Genomic DNA, 24687 nt, shown 5'->3' on the forward strand with positions numbered 1-24687 from the left:
CCCTCCAGTCTAGGGCCGGGCCCGGTCAGACCTTTCCGAGGATGTCGGCGACGAAGATCAGCGTCGCGCCGCCGGGGATCCCGCCCTGAGGGGAGCCCTGGTCGCCGTAGCCCTGGTCCGGCGGGATGACCGCGATGACCTGGGATCCGACGGGCTGGCCGATGAGGGCGTCGGCGAATCCGGCGATGACTCCGCCCTGGGTGGTCGAGCCGTCGGCGGCCGTGAAGACGGCGGGAGCGCCCTTCTCCCAGCTGGAGTCGAACACCTTCCCGTCGCTCCACTGCCAGCCTGTGTAGGCCACGACGACCTGGTCGCCCTCGGCGACGACGTCGCCGTCGCCCTTCTTGAGCTGGGCGATGCGGAGGTCGGTCGGCGCGTCACCGGAGGGCTTCGCGAGCCCCGGGCGTCCGTCGTCGCCGAGCGTCACCGTCGGGAAGCCGTCGGGCGCGGGCTGGGCGGCGCCGTTCGCGCGGGCCAGCGAGGCCTCGCGGACGTCCGCGACGAGCACGAGCGTGTCGTCCTCCGAGATGCCGAGCTGCGACGAGGACTGGCCGAAGCCGTCCTCGGGGGCGATCGCGATGGCGACGCGCGAGCCGACCTGCGTGCAGAGGAGGCCCTCGTTCAGGCCCACGAGCCCGGCTCCGCCGACGCCGAAGCGGGCGGTGCTCGACCCGTCGTAGGGCGAGGTCTCGAGGACCGTGCCGTCCGCTCCGTTGACCAGGGTGTAGTCGATGGTGACGAGCTGGCCCTTCTCGAGCGGTGCGCCCGAGCCCTCGATGAGGGTGCTGACCTGCGTGCCGTCCGCCTTCAGCGGCGTCGGGACGCTGACGTCCGGCTTCGCTCCGAAGTCGCCCGTGGCGCTGACCGCCGCCGAGGAGTCGCCGGAGGAGAACGGAGCGTCGCAGTCCGCCTGCGAGGAGGACGCGGTGCATCCGGTGAGAGCGGCGACGATGCCGATGCCGGCGATGAGCGCGGTGGTCCTGCGCACGGGTCCTCGATTCGAGAGAAGGGGAGCGGTGACGCCCGAGGTGGAGACGGCCCGGAGGCCGGGAACAGCTTAGAGGATGCCCTCGTCGTCGGGCTCCGCGGTCTCCTCGCCGAACCCGCGGGCCCGGGAGAGCTCGGCGCTGGTGGCGGACTCGCGGACCCGCTTGCGCAGGCTCTTGGGGCTCACGGCGCGCTCGCCGAGCGCGCCGGGGGTCCAGGCCTCCACGTCCTCGTCGCTGAAGTCCGTCTTCGACGGGCGACGCTTGAGCTCGGGGAGCACGGTGTCCGGAGCGAGCCGGCGAGCGGTGATGAGGAAGCCGGTGTGGCCGATCATCCGGTGGTCCGGCCGGACCGCGAGGCCCTCGACGTGCCAGCCGCGGACCATGGTCTCGTTCGACGACGGGTTCGTGAACAGGCCCGAGGCGCGGATCGCCTCCGCCGTCCGCGAGAGCTGCGTGACGGTGGCCACGTAGCAGAGGAGCACTCCCCCGGGCGTGAGAGCCTCGGCGGCGACGTCGAGGCACTCCCAGGGCGCGAGCATGTCGAGCACGACGCGGTCGGCCTCGCCGGACGGGACCGTGCCGGGCAGCGCCTCGACGAGGTCGCCGACGGTGACGCTCCAGTTGTCGGGCGTGTAGCCGAGGAAGGTCTCGATGTTCGCCCGTGCGACATCCGCGAACTCCTCGCGCCGCTCGAACGACGACAGCCGGCCGGTCGGACCGACCGCCCGCAGCAGCCAGAGCGAGAGCGCGCCGGAGCCGACACCGGCCTCGACCACGCGGGCGCCGGGGAAGACGTCGGCGAGGGCGAGGATCTGGGCCGCGTCCTTCGGGTACACGATCGCCGCGCCGCGGGGCATCGACATCACGAAGTCGGCGAGGAGAGGGCGCAGCGCGAGGTGCTCGACGCCGACGGTGTTGGTCACCACCGAGCCGTCGGGCAGCCCGATCACCGTGTCGTGCTCGATGCCGCCCCGGTGCGTGTGGAACACCTTGCCGGGAACGAGCGTGATGGTGTTCATCCGCCCCTTGGGTCCCGTCAGCTGGACGCGGTCCCCCGCGCGGAAGGGTCCGGAATGCTGCAGTGCCTCACCGGTCATCGGCGGGCCTCCGTCTCGGTCGTGGCCGGGCCGGAGCCGCGGTGCTCGGAGGACACCGTCGCGAGGTCCGCGACGGTGCGGCCCGCGAGAGTGGGCCAGAGGGCGTAGGGGGCGGCGGGGTCCAGCTCCAGCTGGTGCGGGACGCCGATCGCCGCGGCTCCGGAGGCGACGGCCGCGCCGAGGCCCGTGAGGGAGTCCTCGATCGCGACGCAGGCGGCGATGTCGACGCCGAGGGTGCTCGCGGCGAGGAGGTACGCCTCGGGGTGGGGCTTGCTGCGTTCGACCATGTCGCCGCTGACGACGGCGGCGAAGGCGGGGAACGGGATCCGGTCCACGACGGCCGCGGCCATCCGCGAGATCGACATCGTGACCAGCGCCTGCGGCACTCCCGCCTCGGACACCGCGCGCAGCAGCTCGAGCGCGCCCGGTCGCCACGGGATGCTCACGGCCAGCTGGTCGACGACCTCGTCGGTCATCCGGTCGATGATCGCGTCGACGGAGAGGTCGACGCCCTTGCCCTGCAGGATGCGGGCGGCGGCGGGCAGGCCCGAGCCGACGAGTCCCATCGCGTCCTCGTGGGTCCACACTCCGCCGAAGGAGGAGACGAGCGCGTGCTCCGACGCCATCCAGTACGGCTCGGTGTCGACGAGCGTCCCGTCCATGTCCCAGAGGACGGCGGCGGGGGCGGACGCTCCTCCGAGCGGCTCGGAGGACAGCGGCCGGGCGGAGGTCTCGGGAGTCACGAGCGACCATGGTACCGGCAGGGCCGCGCCCCTCCCCGGCCGCGGGCCGAGAGCGAACAGCGCGGCCGATCCCGCCGGACGGGACGGGCGGGGCCGGGGGCGGTCCTATCCTGGACGGAGGGACAGGCGCGGTGTGCGCTCCCCGCACATCGAGCCGAACGCGGAGATCCTGCCTATGAACGTGATCACGGGGAACGTCCTGGTCGTGGCCTTCGAGGGCTGGAACGACGCCGGGGACGCCGCCAGCGGCGCGCTGCGGCTGGTCAAGGACGCCGGGGAGTACGTGCCCCTCTTCGCCGTCGACGCCGAGCAGTACTACGACTTCCAGTACACCCGCCCCATGCTCTCGATCGGCGAGGACGGCCGCCGCAACCTCGCCTGGCCCGGCACCCAGATCTTCGGCCCGGCCGACACCTCGGTCGACGCCGAGAGCGCGCTGTACCTCATGATCGGCACCGAGCCCTCGCGCAGCTGGAAGAGCTTCGCGGCCGAGGTCGTCGACGCCATGCTCGCGATAGACATCTCCGCCGTCGTCTTCCTCGGCGCGATGCTCGCCGACGTCCCGCACACCCGGCCGATCTCCATCTTCGCCTCGAGCGAGAACGCGGAGCTGCGGAGCTCGTTCGAGCTCGAGCGCTCCAGCTACGAGGGGCCGGTCGGCATCCTCAGCGTGATCGGCGAGGCCGCACAGAAGGTCGGCATCCCCGCCGTCTCGATCTGGGCCTCCGTCCCGCACTACGTGCACAACGCGCCCTCGCCCAAGGCGATGCTGGCGCTGCTCGAGAAGCTCGAGGAGGTCGTCGGCCTGGCGATCCCCCGCGGCGACCTCGTCGAGGAGGCGGAGGAGTGGGAGCGCGGCATCGACGCCCTCGCCGCCGAGGACGAGGAGATGGCGTCGTACATCGCCCAGCTCGAGCAGGCGCGCGACACCGTCGACTCGCCCGAGGCGAGCGGCGAGGCGATCGCCCAGGAGTTCGAGCGCTACCTGCGCCGCCGCGGCGACGGCCGCTCCGGCGAGGAGCCCTGGCGCCCGTAGCCTCCGCCGGCGCCCGCTCGTCCGAGACGGTCGTCGATCACGGGACCGCTCCCGGCCGCCCTGACGGGACTCGCCCACGACGGGACTCGAGCCTTACGGGACTCGAGCCTGACGGGGTTCAGGCCGGGCGCACCCCGAGCAGGGCGTCGACCGCGTCGCGCAGGAGCGACGGGTCGTCCACGCCCTCGGTCAGTGCGGCGTCGACGACGGCGAGGGCGGCCGGAGTGCCGAGGTCGTCGGCCAGCGCCTCGCGCAGCTGCGCCAGCACCTCGAGCGCCGAGCGCGGTCCGACGGCGGCGAGGGCCGCCTCCCAGCGCGCCAGGCGCGCCTCGGCCGACGGCAGGTCCTCGGGCAGCCACTCCCAGTCGGAGCGGTAGTGGTGCGCGAGGAGCGCGAGGCGGATCGCCCGCGGGTCCGCGCCCTCGCTCCGCAGACGTGAGACCAGCACCAGGTTCCCGAGCGACTTGCTCATCTTCTCGCCCTGGTAGGCGACCATCCCGGCGTGCGCGTAGGCGCGGGCCAGAGGACGGCCGGACAGCGACGCGGCGTGGCCGGCGCTGAACTCGTGGTGCGGGAAGACCAGGTCGCTCCCGCCGCCCTGCAGGGTGAACTCGGGTCCGAGCCGGTCGAGGGCGATCACCGAGCACTCGATGTGCCAGCCCGGACGGCCGCGGCCGACCTCGGCGTCCCAGGCGGGCTCGCCGGCGCGCTCGGCCCGCCAGAGCAGCGGATCGAGGGGGTCGCGCTTGCCGGCGCGCTCCGGGTCGCCCCCGCGCAGCGCCGAGAAGCGGGCCATCGACTCCGCGTCGAGCCGGCTCTCGCTGCCCAGGTGCCAGACGGCGCTCTCGGCCGCGGCGATGTCGTAGTAGAGGTCGCTCGCGCCCTCCTCCGCCGCGTCCGGAGCAGCGACGCGGTAGGCGACGCCGTCGCGCTCCAGGCGGGCGACCGCCTCCGCGATGGGATCCACGGTCTCGGTGACTCCGACGTAGTGCTGCGGAGGCAGGACGCGCAGGGCGGCCATGTCGCCGCGGAACAGCTCGACCTGCTCCTCGGCGAGGTCGCGCCAGTCGACACCGGTGGCCGTCGCACGCTCGAGCAGCGGGTCGTCGACGTCGGTCACGTTCTGGGCGTACTCGACCGTGTAGCCCGCGTCGAGCCAGACGCGCTGGACCGTGTCGAAGGCGAGGTAGGTCGACGCGTGCCCGAGGTGGGTGGCGTCGTAGGGCGTGATGCCGCAGACGTAGAGGCTCGCGACTCCGCTGGGCGCGTCGAGCTCGACGGGGCCGGCGGTCGCGGTGTCGTGCAGGCGCGGTGCGCTCCCCCGGCCGGGCAGGGCGGGGACGTCGGCGGCGGTCCAGGCGCGCATCTAGGCGGCGATCAGGCCGGTGGCGAGCGCGACCATGAGGACGACGCCGAGGACGATGCGGTACACGACGAACGGGAGGAAGCTGCGGCGGGAGATGTAGCTCATGAAGAACGCGATCACGACGAAGCCGACCACGAACGCGACGATGGTCGCCACGAGAGTCTCGAGCCCGCCGACCTGGACCTGGTTCGGGAGCACGACCGGGTCGCTGATGCTCTTGTACAGCTGGTAGAGACCGCTGCCGAACACCGCGGGGATCGCGAGGAGGAAGGAGTAGCGCGCCGCCGCCTTGCGCTCGTAGCCGAGGAAGAGGCCCGCGGTGATGGTGCCTCCCGAGCGCGAGACGCCGGGGATCAGGGCGAGTGCCTGCGCGCCTCCGAAGATCAGGCCGTCGCGGACGCCCAGGTCGCGCAGGCGGCGCTTCTTCGCGCCGACCGCGTCGGCGATGCCGAGCAGGATGCCGAAGAGGATGAGGGTGGTGGCCACCACCCACAGAGAGCGGAGGGTCGTCTCGATCGCGTCCTGGAAGACGAGGCCGAGGACGATGATCGGAAGGCTGCCCAGGATGATGAGCCAGCCCATCCGTGCGTCCGGGTCCGAGCGCGGGATCCGGCCGACGAGGGAGCGCGCCCAGTGCGACACGATCCGCACGATGTCGCGCCAGAAGTAGATGATGACGGCGGTCTCGGTGCCCAGCTGCGTGATCGCGGTGAAAGCGGCTCCGGTGTCGCGGCCGCCGAGACCGGGCAGCAGCTCGCTGACGATCCGGAGGTGGGCGCTGGAGGAGATGGGGAGGAATTCGGTCAGACCCTGGACGAGTCCCAGGATCAGCGCGTCGAGCAGGCCCATGCGTCACTTTCGAGGAGGGCTGGGGCGTCGTCGGCCAGCAGTCGGTCGGGATCGGTCGGTGCTGACCCGGTCCGCGGCGCCGTCAGGAGCTCAGCAGGAGATCGGTCAGGACCTTCCTGCCAAACACTAGTGCGTCCAGTGGAACGCGCTCGTCGACCCCGTGGAACAGCGCCGGGAAGTCCAGAGACGACGGCAGCTGGAGCGGCGCGAACCCGTATCCGGTGATGCCGAGCGTCGAGAGCGCCTTGTTGTCGGTGCCTCCGGAGAGCAGGTACGGGAGGACCTCGGCGCCCGGATCGAACCGGCGGATCGAGGCGGCCATGCTCTCGACGAGGGGGCCGGCGAAGGGCACCTCGAGTCCGATGTCGCGGTGCTGGACGAGGATCTCGACGTGCTCGCCCGCGAGGACCTTCAGGCGCTCGAGCACCGCATCCTCCTCGCCGGGGAGGACGCGCACGTCGATGGTGGCGTCCGCGGTGTCCGGGATGACGTTGGCCTTGTAGCCGGCCGACAGCATCGACGGATTGGCGGTGGTGCGCAGCGTCGCGGCGATGAAGCGCGAGGCGGTGCCGGTGGCGAGTGCCAGCTCCTCCGGAGTGCTGCGCTGGGGGTCGTGGCCGAGCAGGCGGGCGACCTCGTCGAGCAGCTCGCGCGTGGTGTCGGTGAGGCGGGTGGGCCACTCCTCGCTTCCGATGCGGGCGATCGCCTGCGCCAGCCGGGTGACGGCGTTCTCGGAGTTGACCTGCGAGCCGTGCCCCGCCGTGCCGTGCGCGCGGAGGGTCAGCCACATCAGCGCCTTCTCGCCCGTCTGCACGAGATAGGCGCGCTTGCCGGCCAGCTCGATCGAGTAGCCGCCGACCTCGCTGATCGCCTCGGTCGCTCCGGCGAACAGCTCGGGCCGCTCACGGGCCAGGAATCCCGACCCCCGCACGCCGCCCGCCTCCTCGTCGGCGAAGAAGGCGATGACGAGGTCGCGGGAGGGGCGCCTCCCCTCGCGGAGGATGTCGCCGAGCGAGGCGAGGATCATCGCGTCCATGTTCTTCATGTCGACCGCGCCGCGGCCCCAGAGCATGCCGTCCTTGATCTCGCCGCCGAACGGGTCGACGCTCCAGTTGTCGGCGATGGCGGGCACCACGTCGAGGTGCCCGTGGACGACGAGGGCGCCGCGCTCGCGGTCCTCCCCCGCAACCCGCGCCACGACGCTCGTGCGTCCCGGGTCGGAGTCGATCAGCTCCGGCTCGAGGCCGAGGTCACGCAGCTTCGCCGCGACGTACTCCGCGGCCGGGCGCTCCGGCTCCGCCTTCCCGTCGCCGTAGTTGCTGGTGTCGAAGCGGATGAGATCGCGCGCGATGAGCGCCGTCTCATCGAGGGTGCTGTCGGTCACGGGCGCGCTGTCGATGCTGTCGGACATGCGGGCAACGGTACCGGCGCGGGCTCGACGGCGCGCGGAGGCCGGTGGGCCACGAGGTGGCGTGAGAGGCTCCGGAACCGTGCTAATGTCTTCTTCGGCCGCGGAAACGCAGGTCGAAGGAAACACTCGTCCGGGTGGCGGAAATGGCAGACGCGCTAGCTTGAGGTGCTAGTGCCCGTATAGGGCGTGGGGGTTCAAGTCCCCCCTCGGACACACTGATCGGAACCCCTCGTCTCTCCTCGGAGAGGCGGGGGGTTCCGTCGTTCCCGGCACCGTCCGCTCCTCGCGCCGGCGGGAGGGATGCTGTGGGCGGAGAGTGCAGACGCCCCGGCTCCTCACGAGGAGACGGGGCGGCTGCTGCATCGGACGGCGCTTCTGCAGCGGACGGGCGCTCCTGCACCGCAGGGCCCTCCCGCACGGACCGAGCCTCGGTGTCAGACGCCCACTGCTGCCGGAGACCAGCCGAGAGCCGGAGCGATCGATTCCACGACAGTGCGCAGGAGCCGCGCGTTGTACTCGACCCCGAGCTGGTTGGGAACGGTGAGCAGCAGCGTGTCCGCCTCCTGCACGGCGGCGTCCGCAGCGAGCTCGGCGGCGACGGCGTCCGGCTCGCCCGTGTAGCTGCGGCCGAAGCGGGCGCGGACGCCCTCGAGGGTGGCGACCTGGTCCTGCTCACCGCGGCCGCCGAAGTACAGGCGGTCGAGATCGCTCGTGATCGGGAGGACGCTGCGCGAGACGGAGACGCGCGGGGTGCGCTCCCAGCCCGCCTCGCTCCACGCGGCGCGGTACTCGCGGATCTGGCGGGCCTGCAGCTCGTCGAAGGGCACGCCCTCCTCCTCCAGGAGCAGGGTCGACGACTGCAGGTTCATGCCCTGCTCGGCCGCCCAGCGCGCGGTCGCGAAGCTGCCGGCACCCCACCAGATCCGGTCCTCGAGGCCGGGCGAGCGCGGCTCGATCGAGAGCGGGAGCGACTGGCGCGTCATCGCCGGATCCGACTGCGCGACCGGCGCTCCGGCGAGCGCCTCCCGGAGGATGCGCACCTTCTGCCGGGCGAGGTCGGCCTCGGTCATCCCCTCCGGGGGGACGAAGCCGAACGCCTCGGACCCGCGCAGGGCGGTCTCGGGCGATCCCCGGCTGACCCCGAGCTCGAGCCGGCCGTCGGAGATCAGGTCGGTGGCGGCCGCCTCCTCCGCCATGTAGAGCGGGTTCTCGTAGCGCATGTCGATGACCCCGGTGCCGATCTCGATGCGGCGGGTGCGCGCGGCGATCGCCGCCAGCAGCGGGAACGGCGAGGCGAGCTGCGGCGCGAAGTGGTGCACGCGGACGTAGGCGCCGTCGATGCCGATCTCCTCCGCCGCCTCCGCGAGCTCGATCGTCTGGAGGAGGACGTCGCGAGCAGAGCGGGTCTGAGACCCGGGGACGGACTGGTAGTGGCCGAAGGAGAGGAAGCCGATGCGCGAGACCATGCCTGCCTCAGCGCCCGGGGGTCCCCCGCTATTCCCCGAGGGTGTGCACGGCGGTCGCCGAACCGCGACAGCGCTCCCGAGGAGTACTCAATACACGTATGGTGGTCGCGTGCCCGCTGATCGGGGCGGAGAGGGGTCGTCGTGGAGCCGATGGTCGGTCGCCTCGGGGCGACTCTCGGGGTTGCCATGCAGACGATAAGCGGGTCGCAGGTGCAGGCAGGCGCTCTCCGTCCGCAGCGGAAACGGTCGCCCGGTCGCGTCTCCGCGTCAGTGCGCCTCGAAGTCGGCGGAGACCGAGGCGGTGACCTCGATGTCCTCCGGCTTGAGGGCCAACGGCTCCTCAGGAGAGGAGAACGCCTTGGCGCGGCTCATCATCGCCGAGCCGCCCTCGATGCGCGTGTGCGGCCGCAGTCCCGGCTCGAAGAGGGTCAGCACCCGCACCTCGGTCAGGCCGAGGGCCGCAGCATAGGCCTCGGCCCGCTCGCGCGCGTCGCGGACGGCAGCGGTGCGGACCTCGCGCTCGATGCCCGCACGTCGTGCCGCCGTCACGTCCCAGTCGACCCCCGAGATCTGGATCCCCGGCACCTCCGAGATCGAGCCGACCCAGCGCCCGAGAGCCGCGAAGTCCCGGTACTTCACCCGGACCCCGGCGGCAGCGACATGGAACAGCTGCGTGACGTCCGAGTCCTTGATGTACCGGCGGATCGAGGAGACCGAGATCTGATCGGAGGACCACCAGGTGGCGGCGCCGGACGCCTGCTCGGCGGCCGCCTCCTCACGGACCCGCGCGTGCAGGGCGGTGACCTCGGCGAGCGCCTGGGGTCGGGATCGCGACTCGCGCCGGATCTCGAGGCGGACGGTGCCCCGCTCGGCGGGGTGGAAGTGCTGGGCGAGACCGGCGACGGTGATGGTGACCATGGCCCCATGGTGCCGTACGCACCCCGTCAGCTCCGAGCGGCGAGCATCTCCCGGATGCGGTCGGCGAGGGCCCGCTCCGTCGTCAGGTTGCTGACCAGCTGGGCTCGGTGCCCCCCGCAGGCGCCTGGGAGGGGATCTCCGGTGCTCGGGTCGACCCGGCCCAGCAGTGCCCGCTCCCCCTGGGCGATCGAGGCCTCGAGCAGGGCGAGCCGCCGCTCGAGCCGCTCGATCTCGAAGCTCTCGGGCGTGATGTCGGACTCGCGGAAGTGGCCGGCTGTGGAAGTGGGGACGCTCATCGATGATCCGTTCCGTCGGGGGCGCCCAGGAGCGGCGCCATCACCAGGAAGACACCGGAGAACGGCGATCATGACGCGAAGGCGCGAAATGCACTGAGACGTGGCGCGCCACCGGCGGTCAGGAGCGGAAGACGGCCAGGTTCTCGTTCTCCACGATGGCGAGGGTGCGGACGAGGCGGGTGTAGCGCTCGACGAGCTCGCCCTCCCCCGCGCCCTGCCCCAGCAGGGCCGAGATGCTCTCGGCGGGGAAGAGGGAGACGATCTCCATCGCGACGGCCCGCGCGTGCTCGGAGGAGAGAGTGCGCGCGTACTCCAGAGCGCGGGTCAGCTGCGGCCTCTCCTCCCCCTCCGGACTCGCCGACGGCGCCGTCGTGGCGGCATGGCCGAGGACCGCCACGAAGACGCGGGCGATCTCGTCGACCCGGAGTGCGCGGACCAGGGTCAGCAGACGCGAGGAGACGCGGGAGACGCCGCGCGCGAGGAGCTCTCCGCTGAGGGCGCGCACCTCGATCACGTCGCCGCCGCCGAACTCGCCGGAGACGCGCTTGATGCCCGAGGCGAACAGGCTCGAGCCGGCTCCGATGCTCCGCTCGGCCTCGAGGTTGATCTCGACGCGGCCGCGGCCGGTGGCCACTCCGGAGATCCAGCGCTGCTCCACGGGCGGATGCGCGTGCACGGCGCGGACGAGGGTGCCCGGGCCCGGCCCTCCCAGGGCGCCCAGGATGACCTCGGGGGTGCGCGCCCCGGCGATCCTGGTCGAGACGCCGTTGTGCGCGGCGAGCTCGGCGGCCCGCAGCTTGGAGCGGATGCCCCCTCGGCCGGTACCGCCCTTCTGCACGCCGATGCGGCGCAGCTCCGAGATGCCCAGCTCCTCGAGGTGCACGCCCTCGGCGATGCTGCCGGCGAAGACGCCGGGGACGTCGGTGAGCAGCAGCAGAAGGTCCGCCCCGAGGAGCATCGCTAGTCCGCCGGCGACGCCGTCGTTGTCCGAGCCGGCGGAGTCGATCGTGTCGTTGCCGTTGACCACGGGCACGACTCCGGCGTCGAGGGCGTGGCGGATCGCCTCGGCCACGTGCGCCATCTGCCGGGGAGAGGCGAGGTCGGACTCGCCGATGAGGATCTGCGCGACCAGGGCGCCCGAGAGCTCGGCCACCGAGCGGTAGAAGCCCATCAGGACGGTCTGGCCCACCGCTGCCGCCAGGCGGGCGCTGATCGGCTCCTCCTGCGAGCGGGCGAAGAGCGCCCGGCCCGAGGAGACGGCGCCGGAGGAGACCAGCACGACGTCCCAGCCCAGCGCGCGGGCGGCGAAGGCGCTCTCGAGCGCGCTGGCCAGGAGAACGGGATCCGGACCCGACTGCTTGGTGACCGAGCTGGACCCCATCTTGACCACGAGGGTCCTTCTGCGCGGGGCGGCCGGGGCGGTGGCGTCGGAGTCGGCGGGGTCGAGCAGGGCGTCGGACATGGCTCCCATGGTAGAGGCGCGGCAGGAGGCCCTCCCTCGCCGAGACCCGGTGGAGAACGCCCCCGGACGGGGATGTCGGAGGCGGATGCGAGACTGCCCGGGACGTCTGGAACCTCCTCCTCAGTGCGCCTCGCCGGGCGGTCGCGGAAGGGTCCGAGCGGCTCGCCGGTGGATGTCGGTGGCGATTGACATACTCGAACACATGTTCGAACATGGGCAGATGAGCCCCCCTTCACCCCTCGTCTCCGCGGAGACGGCCGAGGCCACAGAGCCCCTTCTGCGGCAGCTCGCGTCGGTGAAGGAGCTGCAGTCCCGCATCCGGGACATGCAGGCGACCACTCTCGAGACCAGGAGCCTCGCCACCCTGCCGGCCTTCTCCTCCGTGCTCCCGGGCGGCTCGCTCAAGCAGGGTGCCGCCTACTCGGTGGAGGGCTCGATGAGTCTGGCGATGGGGCTGCTCGCCGGCCCGTCCGCCGAGGGCTCGTGGTGCGGCGTGGTGGGCGTCCCGGAGTTCGGGGCCGAGGCCGCGGCCGGCATGGGGATCGACCTCGAGCGCCTGGTGCTCGTGCCCGCACCGGCCGAGCACTGGCTCACCGTCACCGCAGCTCTGGTCGATGTGCTGACCGTCGTGCTCACCCGTCCGCCCGCCTCCGTCTCCTCGGCCGACGTCTCGCGTCTGGGAGCACGACTGCGCCAGCGGGGTGCCGCGCTCGTGGTCCTCGGCGAGTGGCCCCAGGCCGAGGCGCGGCTCAGAATCCGCAGCAGCCGCTGGGAGGGGCTCGGCGACGGCCACGGCTACCTGCGCTCCCGGGAGGCGATGGTCGATGTGGTCGGCCGGGCCGGCACCCGGGTGCGCACGGTGCGGATGAGCATGCCCGGCGTCGAGAGCGCCTTCGGCTCCCGGGTCGAGCACGGCCGCCTGCACGAGCGGGCGGTCTGAGATGGCGAGCGCACCCGAGCTGCGGCGGACGATCCTCGTCTGGTGCCCCGACTGGCCCCTCCTCGCGGCCGCCGCCGACGCCGGCCTCGGCGACGAGCACCCCCTGGCCCTCACGGAGAAGAGCCTGGTCTTCGCCTCCTCCCCCGCTGCCCGGGCGGAGGGGGTCCGGCGGGGCATGCGCGTGCGCGAGGCGCAGTCCCGTTGCACGGGTCTCGCCGTCCTCCCGTACGACCCGGTGCTCGACCACCGGGCGTTCGAGCCGATCATCCAGGCGCTCGAGGAGATCACCCCGGGCGTCCAGCTGATCAGGCCCGGTCTGTGCGCGATCCGCGCCCGCGGTCCGCGCCGCTACTACGGGAGCGAGCAGAGCGCGGCCGAGGCGATCCTGCAGCGGCTGGCCGAGCTGGGTCTCCCCGACGCCCGCATCGGGATCGCCGACGGGCTCTTCGCCTCCGAGCTCGCCGCGAAGCACTCCGGCCGCCTCGTCGCCGTCGTGCCCCCAGGAGCAGCGGCAGGCTTCCTCGCTCCTCTCCCGCTCGACGCCCTCGAGACCGAGTCCGTCGCAGCCCCTGCCCGTGCTCCCCGCCGGGGGGACGACCTGGTGGCGCTCCTGCTCAGACTCGGCGTCCGCACCCTCGGCGCCTTCGCCGCCCTCCCTCGCGAGGACGTCGCCGCCCGGTTCGGACCGGAGGGCGCCCACGCGCACCTCCTCGCCGCCGGTGCGGAGTCGGAGACGGTGGTGCCCCGGCTCCCCCCGGAGCGTCTCGACCGGGCGATGGAGTTCGAGCCCCCTCTGGACCGCATCGACCAGGCCGCCTTCGCCTTCCGCGTCCCCGCGGAGCAGTTCGTCGCCGGGCTCACCCGCGCACAGCTGGTCGCGACCGCTATCCGCATCGAGGTCGTCAGCGAGCGCGGTGAGGTCTCCTCCAGGAGCTGGCTGCACCCGAGATGGTTCACCCCGGGCGACGTGCTCGACCGGGTCCGCTGGCAGCTGCAGGGCAGCGGGGAGATCGACACCGGTCTCGGAGCTCCGATCTCGCGGCTGTGCGTCGAGCCCGAGGCGGTCGACGCGATCGGCAACCATGAGCAGGGTCTCTGGGGCACCGCTCCGGAGGAGCGCGTCCACCACGGGCTGAGCCGCGTGCAGAGCATGCTCGGGCACGAGGCCGTGATGACCGCGTCGATCGGAGGGGGTCGATCCCTCCGCGACCGCCAGCACCTGATCCCCTGGGGCGACCGGGAGCCGGGCGACGCACGGCCGAGGACCCTGCCCTGGCCCGGCTCCCTGCCGCCGCCCCTCCCGCCGACGGTCTTCGCGGAGCCCGCGGCCGTGCTGGTCCGCGGACCGAGGGGCGAACCCGTCGCGGTCGACAAGCGCGGCGCCCTCAGCTCCGTGCCCGCCTACTTCACCCCCGGGACCTCTCAGGCACGCCTGGAGCCCCTCGCCGGATGGGCGGGTCCCTGGCCGATCGACGAGCGCTGGTGGGATCCGAGCACCGCCGTCCGCTACGACCGCTTCCAGGTGGTCGACGCCGCCGGTGTCGCCTGGCTGCTGCTCTGCCTCGACGGGGTCTGGGCCGCAGAGGCCCGCTACGACTGAACCGGAGCATCCCTCCACCACCGCGAACGAGCACCGAAGGAGCCCCGATGGGCTGGAACAACCCGCCGATCCCCTGGTCGGAGTTCGAGCGCCGCCTCTCCAGCGGCAAGCGCGCCGACGGCACGGTCGTCCGGGGCGACGGCGGCGACAGTCCGGCCTGGTCGCACAAGCGCCCCGCCTACGTGGCAGGGGACGACGTCCGGCCGCCGGCTCATCCGGTGCCCTACGCCGAGCTGCACGCCCACTCCCACTTCAGCTTCCTCGACGGGGCGAGCAAGCCGGAGCAGCTGGTCGAGGAGGCGGTCCGGCTCGGCATCGACACTCTCGCGCTCACCGACCACGACGGCCTCTACGGCATCGTGAGGATGGCCGAGGCCGCGCAGGGGCACGCCGTCCGCACGGCCTTCGGAGCCGAGCTCTCGATCGGGCTCACCTCGCCTCAGAACGGGGTCGCCGATCCGGAGGGGACCCACCTGCTCGTCCTCGCGCGCCGCGAGGAGGGCTACCACCGCCTCGCCCGTGCGATCACCACTGCTCAGCTCGCCGGAGCCGAGAAGGGCAAGCCGAGCTACGACCTCGAGAAGCTCGCGCGCGCCGCCGACGGCCACTGGATCGTGCTGACGGGCTGCCGCAAGGGAGCGGTCCGTCAAGCGCTCGCCGCCGCAGGAGTGGCCGCGGCCGAGCAGGAGGTCCGCGAGCTCGTCCGGCTCTTCGGTCCCGCCAACGTCCTCGTGGAGCTGTACGACCACGGGGATCCCCTAGCCTCGCGCGCCAACGACCAGCTGGCGGCGATCGCCGAGAAGCTCCGGCTGCGGACGGTCGCCACCGGGAACGTGCACTACGCCCGGCCGGAGGAGCGCCCCCTCCAGACGGCCCTCGCCGCGGTCAGAGCACGCCGGAGCCTCGACGAGATGGACGGCTGGCTCCCCGCAGCGGGCGGCGCCCACCTGCGCTCCGGCGCCGAGATGGCCGAGCGCTTCGGCCGCTACCCCGGCTCCGTGGAGAACACGGTACGCGTCGCCGACGAGATCGCCTTCGAGCTCGGCCGAGTCCGGCCCCGGCTGCCGCGCCAGGAGGTCCCCGAGGGGCACACCCCGATGAGCTGGCTGCGCGAGCTCGTGCGCGAGGCCGTGCCGGCCAAGTACCCCCGCGCCGACGCCGACGTCCTCGCGCGCCTCGAGAAGGAGCTCGCGGTGATCGAGCAGAAGGACTTCCCGGGCTACTTCCTGATCGTCCACGACATCGTCCACTACGCCAAGCGGAACGGCATCCTCTGCCAGGGACGCGGCTCGGCCGCCAACTCGGCGGTCTGCTACGTCCTGGGCATCACGGCGGTCGACTCGATCTTCTACGACCTGCCGTTCGAGCGGTTCCTCTCCAGCATCCGCGACGAGGAGCCCGACATCGACGTCGACTTCGACTCGGAGCGACGCGAGGAGGTGATCCAGTACGTCTACCGGAAGTACGGACGTCTGAACGCGGCCCAGGTCGCCAACGTCATCACCTACCGGCCCAAGTTCGCCGTGCGCGACATGGCCAAGGCCCTCGGATACAGCGCCGGGCAGCAGGACGGCTGGTCGAAGCAGGTCGAGCGGTGGGGGTCCGTCACCGAGAGCACCGACCACGACATCCCCGAGGACGTGGTCGCCCTGACCACCCGAGTGCTGGGCACGCCCCGGCACCTGGGCATCCACTCCGGCGGCATGGTGCTGACAGACCGGCCCGTGGGCGAGGTCTGCCCGATCGAGCCCGCCCGGATGGAGGACCGCACCGTCCTGCAGTGGGACAAGGACGACTGCGCCTGGATGGGCCTGGTCAAGTTCGACCTCCTCGGGCTCGGGATGCTCGCTGCCCTGCAGTACACGTTCGACCTCGTCGCCGAGCACGTCGGCGAGCAGTGGGACCTCTCCACCCTCCCCCGGGAGGAGAAGGGCGTCTACGACCAGCTCTGCCGCGCCGATTCGATCGGGGTGTTCCAGGTCGAGAGCCGGGCGCAGATGGGCACCCTCCCCCGGCTGCAGCCGCGCCGCTTCTACGATCTGGTGATCGAGGTAGCGCTCATCCGCCCCGGCCCCATCCAGGGCGGTGCGGTCCACCCCTACATCCGCCGCAAGCTCGGCGAGGAGCCGGTGACGTACCAGCACCCCCTCCTCGTGACGCCGCTCAAGCGCACCCTCGGCGTGCCGCTCTTCCAGGAGCAGCTCATGCAGGTGGCCGTGGCCGTCGGCGACTGCAACGCGGAGGACGCCGACCTGCTGCGCCGGGCGATGGGGTCCAAGCGCGGGACCGAGAAGATCGAGACCCTCCGCGAGCGGCTCTACCAGGGGATGGCCCGCAACGGCATCACGGGCGAGGTCGCGGACGACATCTACCTCCGGATCCAGGCCTTCGCGAACTTCGGCTTCGCCGAGAGCCATGCGATCAGCTTCGCCCTGCTGGTCTACGCGAGCGCCTGGCTCCGCCTGCACTACCCCGCCGCGTTCACCGCCGCGCTGCTGAGGGCGCAGCCCATGGGCTTCTACGCCCCGCACACCCTGGTCGCCGATGCCCGGCGTCACGGAGTGGAGGTCGTCTCGCCCGACGTCAACCGCTCCCTGGCGCCTCCCGGGCTCGAGGCGAAGGAGGACGCCCCCGCACGCCGGAGGGGCGGCGCCGCCTACGGGAGCGACGACTGCCTCCGCGCCGATCAGCCGCCCACGGGACTGTTCGACCGCACGGAGCACTTCCACACGGACGACCACAGGCGCGACAGCGGCTTCCTGATCCGGCTCGGGCTGGCAGGGGTGAAGGGCATCGGCACCGCGCTCGCCGAGCACATCGTCGCCGAGCGCGAACGCGGCGGACCCTACGCGAGCATGGCCGACCTCTCGCGTCGGGTCGGCACGACCGCGGCTCAGCTGGAGGCCCTCGGCGCCGCGGGCGCCTTCGACTCGCTCGGTCTGCAGCGTCGGCAGGCGCTCTGGGAGGCCGGCACCGCCGCAGGCGACCGCGAGGAGTTCCTCGCCGGCTCCACGGTCGTCGTGCAGCCCCCGCTCCTGCCGATGCTCTCCCCTCAGGAGCGCGTGGTCTTCGACTTCTGGGCCACCGGCATCTCGCCCGACGACCATCCGCTGCGCCACCTCCGCGAGGGACTCGCTCGCCGCGGCGCCCGCTCCTCGGCCGATCTCCCCGCCATCCCCTCGGGGACCCGGATCGAGGTCGGCGGGGTCGTGATCCACCGCCAACGTCCCTCCACAGCCGGTGGAGTGACCTTCCTCAACCTCGAGGACGAGCACGGGATCCTCAACGTGATCTGCTCCGTCGGAGTATGGAACCGCTACCGCCGCGTGGCCCGCGAGGCACCCGCCCTGCTGGTCAGGGGGATCCTCGAGCGCTCCGACGAGGGGGTGACGAACCTCCTCGCCGACAGGTTCGAGACCCTCACGGTCGGCGCTCGCACCACCTCCCGCAACTTCCGATGACCCCTCAGCGGCACCGCCCGCTCGCCCCACGAGAAAGCGACACCATGACCACTCTCGACCACGCCGCTCCCGCTCCGCACCTCGATGCGCCGCTCCTGAACGACCGCGAGCTGCGCGAGCGCGTCTCCTCGCTGATCGGACCGGCCTACCGCCGGGCCCTGTGGCCGATCTTCCTCGACCGCGACGGCGTGCAGCTGCCGATCCTCTACCCGGTGGACGGGCTCCCCGTGCACCCCGACGAGGAGAAGACCGAGCGGATCGTCGCCACCCTCGCCAAGGCCGTGGCGCACCAGGACGTGGGCTCGCTCGCCTTCGCCCTGGAACGTCCCGGGCGCGCCTTCCTCGGCGAGACCGATCGGGTCCTCGCCCGTCACCTGGCGGCGGCGTGCCACAAGCGGGCCATCCCCCTCCGCGCGCTCCTGCTCGTCCACGACGAGGGAGTGCGGGTCGTGACGGCGACGGAGTACGCCGCGGTCGCGCTCTGAGCGCTCGGGCCCGAGGCGGCCGTTCAGGACAGCGGCGGCCGGCCACCTGAACAGCCGGCCGCCACGGAGCTCAGGCGCTCAGCGTCACCAGCAGCGAGGAGGCGCCGAGATCCACCTCGGTGTCCCCGGGCTGCACCGCGTACTCCCCGACGCCGAGCAGCGTCTCCGCCACCTCCGGCAGGGCGATGCGGGCGGCGGACTCGCCGACGTTGATCGCCACGGTCACCCGACCGCGGCCGAGAGTCAGCCAGCGGGCATCCTCGTCGAACTCCACGCGGAGCGAACCGAAGCGCGGGTCCGTCAGCTCGGGGTAGCGGCGGCGGATCGCCGCCAGCTCGCGGTACACCTCGAGGGTGCGGGCGTGACGCCCCTCCCCGACCTCGGACCAGTCGAGCCGCGAGCGCAGGAACGTCTCCGGGTCCTGCGGATCGGGCACGACCTCCGGGTCCCAGCCCATCTTCGCGAACTCCTCGATGCGGCCCTTCGCCGTCGCCTCGCCCAGATCCTTCTCCGGGTGCGAGGTGAAGAACTGCCACGGGGTCGACGCCGCCCACTCCTCGCCCATGAACAGCATGGGAGTGAAAGGGCCCAGCAGCGTCAGAGCCGCGGCGATCGCGAGGCGCCCCTCGTCGAGGGTCGCCGTCAGACGGTCGCCGACCGCCCGGTTGCCGATCTGGTCGTGGTTCTGGCTGCAGACCACCAGGCGCCAGGTCGGCATGTGCTCGGTGTCCACCGGACGGCCGTGGTGGCGGGCGCGGAAAGTCGAGAGGGTGCCGTCGTGGAAGAAGCCCCGCGTCAGCACCTTCGCGAGGGCGCCGAGCGGCGCGAAGTCCTCGTAGTAGCCCGTGGTCTCCCCGGTCAGCGCGACGTGGACCGCGTGGTGGAAGTCGTCGCTCCACTGCGCGTCGAGCCCGTAGCCGTGCGCCTCCCGCGGAGTGATCAGCGTCGGGTCGTTGAGGTCGGACTCGGCGATCAGCGTCAGAGGGCGCCCGACGTGGGCCGACAGCACGGCCACCTCGCTCGCCATCTCCTCGAGCACGTGCACGGCCCGCTCGTCCGAGAGGGCGTGCACCGCGTCCAGGCGCAGGGCGTCGACGTGGTAGTCGCGCAGCCACATCAGAGCGTTGTCGATGATGTACCCGCGGACGGTGTCCGAACCCTCGCCGTCCAGGTTGATCGAGCTGCCCCAGGTGTTGGCCTTCTCGTTCTTGAGGTACGGGCCGAACTCCGGCAGGTAGTTGCCGCTCGGGCCGAGGTGGTTGTAGACGACGTCCTGGACCACGCCGAGGCCGGCACGGTGGGCGGCGTCCACGAAGCGCTGGTACGCCTCGGGTCCGCCGTACGGCTCGTGCACGGCGTACCAGAGGACGCCGTCGTAGCCCCAGTTGTGCGTTCCGTTCACCGCGTTGACCGGCAGCAGCTCGATGAAGTCCACGCCGATCGAGCGCAGGTGCTCGAAGCGCTCCGCCGCCGCGTCCAGGGTGCCCTCGGGTGTGAACGTGCCGAGGTGCAGCTCGTAGATGACGGCGCCGGCGAGCTCGCGCCCGGTCCAGGCGGAGTCGCCCCACTCGTGCGCCGAGGGGTCGAACGTGCGCGAGAGCTCGTGCACGCCCTTCGGCTGGCGGCGCGAGCGGGGATCCGGCAGCGGACCACTGCCGTCCACCCGGTACCCGTAGTCGACCCCGCCGGTGGCCGGGGCCGACGCGGGCGCCCGCCACCATCCGTCGTCTCCGTGGCGGGTCATCGTCAGCGACGAGTCGTCGCCGAGAAGGAGCTCGACCGTCGAGGCCTCGGGGGCCCAGACGTCGAACCGCTCGGGCCCGGTCGTCGGGAGTGCGTAGCGGTAGGGAGTCGTGCTGATCACTGCTGTCTCCAGGAGGGGTCGGATCGGTCTGCGGTGCGGTGCGGAACCGGTCAGGAGACCGGGGCGAGCAGTGCCACGGGGTAGTCGGCGAGGATCTCGGCGACCGGAGTCACTCCTCCCGCGAAGGTGCGGCCGGTGAGGACGTCCTCCATCGGGTGCCCGGGCAGGACCACGACCGTGCCGTTCCACCCGCCCGAAGCGGCGAGGCCCTCGGGGAGCCGGGTCGCGACGGTCAGCGCGCCGCCGCGGTCGAAGGCGATCGCGTGCTCGGCGGCGGGCCCGATCGCAGGGACGGCGGCGTAGCGGGTGAACAGCTCGGGGCGGTCGCGGCGGAGCCGGAGGGCGCGCGAGGTGACGAGGAGCTTCGCGGCTCCCTCGGCGTCGATCGCGGGCTTCCAGCCGCCGTCGATCCGCTCCAGCAGCGCTCGACGCTGCCCGAAGTCGACCTCGCGGCGGTTGTCCGGGTCGACGAGGGAGGTCTCCCAGAGCTCGCTGCCCTGGTAGACGTCCGGGATGCCCGGGGCGGTGATCTGCACGAGCTTCGCGGCGAGACCGTTCGACCAGCCGGCAACCGACACCCGCTCGACGGTCTGCTCGACCAGCCGGCGGACGGCGGGCTCGTCGAACGCCGCGTCGATCGCCGCGTGCATCCGCTTCTCGAACTGCTCGTCAGGAGCGGTCCAGTGCGTCGAGTCGTCGGCCTCGCGCGACGCCTTCTCGGCGTAGGCGTGCAGGCGCTCGCGGCTCGCGGGCCAGGTCCCCACGACGGCCTCCCAGAGCAGGTGCTCGATCGGGCCGTCGCCGAAGCCGACGAGGGCGTGGAGCTCGCGGAGCGTCGCCGCCCACGCCTCCGGGTCCTCGGCCAGTGCGGTGATGCGGGCACGGGTGTCCTCGCCGCGCTTCGTGTCGTGGGTCGAAAGCGTGGTGAGCGAGGCGGGGAACGAGGCCTGGCGCACGGCCTGGCGGCGGTGGAACTCGACCAGGTCGATCGCGAACTCGTCCGGGTCCGCTCCGACCTCGTTCAGCGAGGTGAGGCGGCTGAAGCGGTAGAACGCCGTGTCCTCGACGCCCTTCGCCATCACCATGCCGGAGGTCTGCTGGAAGCGCACGGACACCGGAGTGCCGGTCTCGCCGAGCGCCGCGGCGACCTCGTCGATGGTCGCGCGGATCTCGGGACGGCGGCGCACGGCGTCGACGCGGGCGTGCTCGAGGTGCTCCGCTCCGTAGGGGAGGTAGCTGCGGTAGACCGGGTAGGTCGCCAGGAGCTCCGCCAGCGCGTCGTCCGCTCCCTCGATACCGGGGATCAGGCGGGCCAGCCGCAGGACCTCGGAGCGGAGGATGCCGTCGGCGATGCCGCGCTTGGTGTCGTGGATGAGGTCGGCCCACTGCAGCGGGGAGCCCTTCCCCGTGAGCTCGGCGTCGAGGCCCTCCAACACGGGGCGGGCGTCGGGGTCGACCAGGATGCGGTCGACGTCGGCCAGGGCGTCGTAGCCCGTGGTGCCGACGGTCGCCCAGTGCGGCGGGAGCTCCTCGTCGCCCTCGAGGATCTTCTCGACCCAGACCGGGGCGCCGCCGATCGCGCGGGCCAGGTCGTCGAGGTATCCGCCCGGGTCGGCCAGGCCGTCCGGGTGGTCGACGCGCAGGCCGTCAGCGAGCCCCTCGGTGAACCAGCGGACGATCTCGGCGTGCGAGGCGTCGAACACCTCGGGCCGCTCGACCGTGATGGCGGCGAGGGTGTTCACCGCGAAGAAGCGGCGGTAGTTCAGCTCGGCGTCGGCGCGGCGCCAGTTCACGAGCTCGTAGCTCTGGCGCGCGTGCACCGTGCGGCCGGAGTCGCCGGGCTCGGCGGTGCCGGGCGCGATCGGCAGGCGGTTCTCGTAGTAGTGCAGCTCGTCGCCGACGACCTCGAGCGCGTCGAGTTCGCTGTCGCTGTCGCCCTCGCTCGCACCGTCGCCGAGGATCGGCACGCGCAGCTTCCCGCCCCCCGCCTCCCAGTCGATGTCGAAGGCGGTGGCGTAGCGGGAGGACTTCCCGTTCCTCAGCAGGTCCCACCACCACGAGTTCTCGCTCGGGGTCGCGACGCCCATGTGGTTGGGGACGATGTCGATGAGGACGCCGAGGCCCTCCGCCCGCGCCGCGGCCGAGGCGTTCGCCAGGCCGGCCGCGCCACCGCGGTCGGGATCGACCTCGGTGTGGTCCACCACGTCGTAGCCGTGGTCCGAGCCGGGCTCGGCCTTCAGCAGCGGCGAGAAGTACAGCCAGTCCGCTCCGAGCGCGCGCACGTAGTCGGCGACCCGGGCGGCGTCGTCGAGGTCGAACGCCGACCGGATCTGGAGGCGGTAGGTGGAGGCGGGCAGACGCACGTCAGGCTCCTGTCGAGGGTGCGGTCGCGGAGTCGGTCGACTCGGCGTGGGGGCTGGTGGGTCCCGTCGAGGAGACGATCGGGATGGCCGAGGTGGCGGCCAGGGACGCGAGCGAAGCGGCGACCGAGTGGTCGACCTCGGGCTCGGGCGTGCTGTGCTCCTGGAGGATGACGAGCGACTTCGCCTGGACGGTGAGCATCGCCCCCGCCGGACGCGGGATCGAGTCCGCCTCGGCGCCGGCGGTGTCGACGAGGACGCTCCACTCGAGCGCGTACTCGTCGCTCGGGATCGCGAACTCGACGTCGACGTCGTCGGCGTTGAAGTACAGGAGGAAGCTGTCGTCGGTGACGGGGCGCCCGCGCTGGTCGCGCTCGCGGATCCCGTTGCCGTTGAGGTAGATGCCCACCGATCGGCCGAGACCGGAGTCCCAGTCGGACGGGGACATCTCGGTGCCGGCAGCGGTGAACCAGACGATGTCGGGCAGGGGCTCGCCGTCGCCGCGCAGGACGGGGCGGCCGTCGAAGAAGCGCATGCGTCGGAAGGTCGGATGCTCGGCGCGCAGGCGGATGAGCGCCGCGGTGAACTCGAGCAGCGGCCGGTCGGCGTGCGCCCAGTCGATCCAGGTCAGCTCGCTGTCCTGGGCGTAGGTGTTGTTGTTGCCGTTCTGGGTCCGGCCCAGCTCGTCGCCGTGGAGGATCATCGGGACGCCCTGGGAGATCAGCATCGTCGCGAGGAAGTTCCGCTGCTGGCGTGCCCGGAGCGCGAGCACCCGCGGGTCGTCCGTGGGCCCCTCCACGCCGTGGTTCCAGGAGCGGTTGTGCGACTCCCCGTCGTTGCCGTCCTCGCCGTTGGCGTCGTTGTGCTTCTCGTTGTACGAGACCAGGTCCCGGAGGGTGAAGCCGTCGTGCGCCGTGACGAAGTTGATCGAGGCGACCGGGTAGCGGCCCGAGTGCGCGTAGAGGTCGGCCGAGCCGGTGAGGCGCGAGGCGAACTCCCCCAGCGTCGACGGCTCGCCGCGCCAGAAGTCGCGGACCGTGTCGCGGTACTTGCCGTTCCACTCCGTCCACTGGGGCGGGAAGTTTCCCACCTGGTAGCCGCCGGGCCCGACGTCCCACGGCTCGGCGATCAGCTTCACCTGCGAGACCACCGGGTCCTGCTGGACGAGCTCGAAGAAGGTGGAGAGCCGGTCGACGTCGTAGAACTCGCGTGCCAGCGCCGAGGCGAGGTCGAAGCGGAAGCCGTCGACGCGCATCTCCGTCACCCAGTAGCGCAGCGAGTCCATGATCAGCTGGAGCGAGTGCGGGTGTCGCACGTTCAGGGTGTTCCCGGTGCCGGTGTAGTCCATGTAGTAGCGCTTGTCGTCGTCGACGAGGCGGTAGTACGCCTCGTTGTCGATGCCGCGGAACGACAGGGTGGGGCCGAGGTGGTTGCCCTCCGCCGTGTGGTTGTAGACCACGTCGAGGATGACCTCGATGCCGGCCGCGTGGAGCGCCTTCACCATGCTCTTGAACTCCTGGACCTGCTGGCCCTGGTCGCCCGTGGAGGAGTAGGTGTTCTGCGGTGCGAAGAAGCCGATCGTGTTGTAGCCCCAGTAGTTCGAGAGGCCCTTGTCCATCAGCGTCGAATCGTTCACGAACTGGTGCACGGGCATGAGCTCGATCGCCGAGACGCCCAGGTGCTTGAGGTGGTCGATCACCGCGGGGTGGGCGACTCCGGCGTAGGTGCCGCGGAGCTCCTCCGGCACGTCGGGATGCGTCTTGGTGAGCCCCTTCACGTGCGCCTCGTAGATCACGGTGCTGTCGTAGGAGGTGCGCGGGCGGCGGTCACCGGCCCAGTCGAAGAAGGGGTTGATGACGACGCCCATCATCATGTGCGGCGCCGAGTCCTCGTCGTTCGTCGAGTCCGGGTCGCCGAAGGTGTACGAGAAGAGGGACTGGTCCCAGTCGATCTCCCCCGAGATCGCCTTCGCGTAGGGGTCCAGCAGCAGCTTGTTCGGGTTGCAGCGGTGGCCGGCATCGGGGTCGTACGGTCCGTGGATGCGGAAGCCGTAGCGCTGGCCCGGCTGGACCTGCGGAAGGTAGCAGTGCCAGACGTAGGCGTCCGACTCCTGGATCTCGACGCGCGTCTCGGTGCCGTCCTCCTCGAAGAGGCACAGCTCGACGCGCTCGGCGATCTCACTGAACAGGGCGAAGTTCGTGCCGCTTCCGTCGAACGTCGCGCCCAACGGGTAGGCGGTTCCGGGCCAGGTCTCCACGAGACTCCTCAGGGGATTGTTCTCGGGCAGTCCGGGAGACGCCGATGTGCGGTCTGCGGATGCCCGACGTCGGGGGTGATGGTCCGT

Annotated in this window: 18 protein-coding genes and 1 tRNA gene; 6 read left to right on the forward strand and 13 right to left on the reverse strand. The window is 72.2% G+C overall.

Features of this window, described 5'->3' with window-relative positions; all coding sequences use genetic code 11:
* Window positions 1-25 precede the first annotated feature (25 nt).
* The 3 genes from C5C71_RS05865 to C5C71_RS05875 all read right to left on the reverse strand — a co-directional run bounded on the left by C5C71_RS05865 (window position 26) and on the right by C5C71_RS05875 (window position 2829).
* Complete coding sequence (locus C5C71_RS05865; RefSeq protein WP_104222014.1) at window positions 26-988, reverse strand: FKBP-type peptidyl-prolyl cis-trans isomerase; 963 nt, start codon at window positions 986-988, stop codon at window positions 26-28.
* A 69-nt stretch (window positions 989-1057) separates the two neighbouring features.
* A complete protein-coding gene (locus tag C5C71_RS05870; protein ID WP_104222012.1) occupies window positions 1058-2086 on the reverse strand; it encodes a tRNA (adenine-N1)-methyltransferase in 1029 nt (342 codons plus the stop codon).
* Complete coding sequence (locus tag C5C71_RS05875; RefSeq protein ID WP_258060432.1) at window positions 2083-2829, reverse strand: HAD family phosphatase; 747 nt, start codon at window positions 2827-2829, stop codon at window positions 2083-2085. The genes C5C71_RS05870 and C5C71_RS05875 overlap by 4 nt, the downstream gene beginning before the upstream one ends.
* A 175-nt stretch (window positions 2830-3004) precedes the next feature.
* On the opposite strand from C5C71_RS05875, the gene C5C71_RS05880 reads away from it, so the two are divergent.
* Complete coding sequence (locus C5C71_RS05880) at window positions 3005-3865, forward strand: proteasome assembly chaperone family protein (RefSeq protein WP_104246850.1); 861 nt, start codon at window positions 3005-3007, stop codon at window positions 3863-3865.
* 118 nt (window positions 3866-3983) lie between these two features.
* Here C5C71_RS05880 and mshC read toward each other — a convergent pair whose 3' ends face one another.
* The 3 genes from mshC to C5C71_RS05895 form a co-directional block, all read right to left on the reverse strand.
* Entirely contained in the window at window positions 3984-5231 is a 1248-nt protein-coding gene (gene mshC, locus C5C71_RS05885) for a cysteine--1-D-myo-inosityl 2-amino-2-deoxy-alpha-D-glucopyranoside ligase (RefSeq protein WP_104225264.1), read from the reverse strand.
* On the reverse strand, window positions 5232-6080 hold the full coding sequence (locus tag C5C71_RS05890; RefSeq protein WP_104222008.1) for an undecaprenyl-diphosphate phosphatase: 849 nt from the start codon (window positions 6078-6080) through the stop codon (window positions 5232-5234).
* A gap of 82 nt (window positions 6081-6162) precedes the next feature.
* Window positions 6163-7491 (reverse strand): M20/M25/M40 family metallo-hydrolase, encoded by a 1329-nt coding sequence (locus tag C5C71_RS05895; RefSeq protein ID WP_181065650.1) that lies wholly within the window; start codon window positions 7489-7491, stop codon window positions 6163-6165.
* Between the two features lie 128 nt (window positions 7492-7619).
* On the opposite strand from C5C71_RS05895, the gene C5C71_RS05900 reads away from it, so the two are divergent.
* A tRNA-Leu gene (locus C5C71_RS05900) sits at window positions 7620-7704 on the forward strand.
* Between the two features lie 221 nt (window positions 7705-7925).
* Here C5C71_RS05900 and C5C71_RS05905 read toward each other — a convergent pair.
* From C5C71_RS05905 to proB, 4 genes are all read right to left on the reverse strand, one after another.
* Window positions 7926-8957 (reverse strand): LLM class flavin-dependent oxidoreductase, encoded by a 1032-nt coding sequence (locus C5C71_RS05905; RefSeq protein ID WP_104337308.1) that lies wholly within the window; start codon window positions 8955-8957, stop codon window positions 7926-7928.
* A 267-nt stretch (window positions 8958-9224) separates the two neighbouring features.
* A complete protein-coding gene (locus C5C71_RS05910; RefSeq protein ID WP_104225267.1) occupies window positions 9225-9875 on the reverse strand; it encodes an SIMPL domain-containing protein in 651 nt (216 codons plus the stop codon).
* A 26-nt stretch (window positions 9876-9901) separates the two neighbouring features.
* A complete protein-coding gene (locus C5C71_RS05915) occupies window positions 9902-10171 on the reverse strand; it encodes a hypothetical protein (RefSeq protein WP_104222002.1) in 270 nt (89 codons plus the stop codon).
* Between the two features lie 118 nt (window positions 10172-10289).
* Window positions 10290-11633, reverse strand: a complete 1344-nt coding sequence (gene proB, locus C5C71_RS05920) for a glutamate 5-kinase (RefSeq protein WP_181065651.1) — start codon at window positions 11631-11633, stop codon at window positions 10290-10292.
* A 220-nt stretch (window positions 11634-11853) separates the two neighbouring features.
* Here proB and C5C71_RS05925 point away from each other — a divergent pair, with 220 nt between their 5' ends.
* The 4 genes from C5C71_RS05925 to C5C71_RS05940 are packed head-to-tail and all read left to right on the forward strand — an operon-like array spanning window position 11854 to window position 18119.
* Window positions 11854-12573, forward strand: coding sequence for a hypothetical protein (locus C5C71_RS05925; protein ID WP_104337309.1), 720 nt, complete (start codon window positions 11854-11856; stop codon window positions 12571-12573).
* 1 nt (window position 12574) lies between these two features.
* Window positions 12575-14173 carry a DNA polymerase Y family protein gene (locus C5C71_RS05930; RefSeq protein ID WP_104337310.1) on the forward strand — a complete coding sequence of 533 codons (1599 nt, stop codon included), beginning with the start codon at window positions 12575-12577 and terminating at the stop codon, window positions 14171-14173.
* 47 nt (window positions 14174-14220) lie between these two features.
* Window positions 14221-17634: an error-prone DNA polymerase gene (locus C5C71_RS05935; RefSeq protein WP_104337311.1), complete on the forward strand. Its 3414-nt coding sequence runs from the start codon at window positions 14221-14223 to the stop codon at window positions 17632-17634.
* A 44-nt stretch (window positions 17635-17678) separates the two neighbouring features.
* Window positions 17679-18119: a hypothetical protein gene (locus C5C71_RS05940; protein ID WP_104232613.1), complete on the forward strand. Its 441-nt coding sequence runs from the start codon at window positions 17679-17681 to the stop codon at window positions 18117-18119.
* A 70-nt stretch (window positions 18120-18189) separates the two neighbouring features.
* Here C5C71_RS05940 and treZ read toward each other — a convergent pair whose 3' ends face one another.
* From treZ to glgX, 3 genes are read right to left on the reverse strand one after another with little or no spacing between them, the layout of a single operon-like run.
* Window positions 18190-19983, reverse strand: coding sequence for a malto-oligosyltrehalose trehalohydrolase (gene treZ / locus C5C71_RS05945; protein WP_258068657.1), 1794 nt, complete (start codon window positions 19981-19983; stop codon window positions 18190-18192).
* Window positions 19984-20033: 50 nt separating this feature from the next.
* Complete coding sequence (treY, locus tag C5C71_RS05950) at window positions 20034-22346, reverse strand: malto-oligosyltrehalose synthase (protein ID WP_104337312.1); 2313 nt, start codon at window positions 22344-22346, stop codon at window positions 20034-20036.
* A 1-nt stretch (window position 22347) separates the two neighbouring features.
* Entirely contained in the window at window positions 22348-24600 is a 2253-nt protein-coding gene (glgX, locus tag C5C71_RS05955; protein ID WP_104237465.1) for a glycogen debranching protein GlgX, read from the reverse strand.
* Between the last annotated feature and the right edge of the window lie 87 nt (window positions 24601-24687).

The sequence above is a fragment of the Rathayibacter sp. AY1C1 genome, from assembly GCF_002932105.1.
In the GTDB taxonomy this organism is placed as follows: Bacteria; Actinomycetota; Actinomycetes; order Actinomycetales; family Microbacteriaceae; genus Rathayibacter.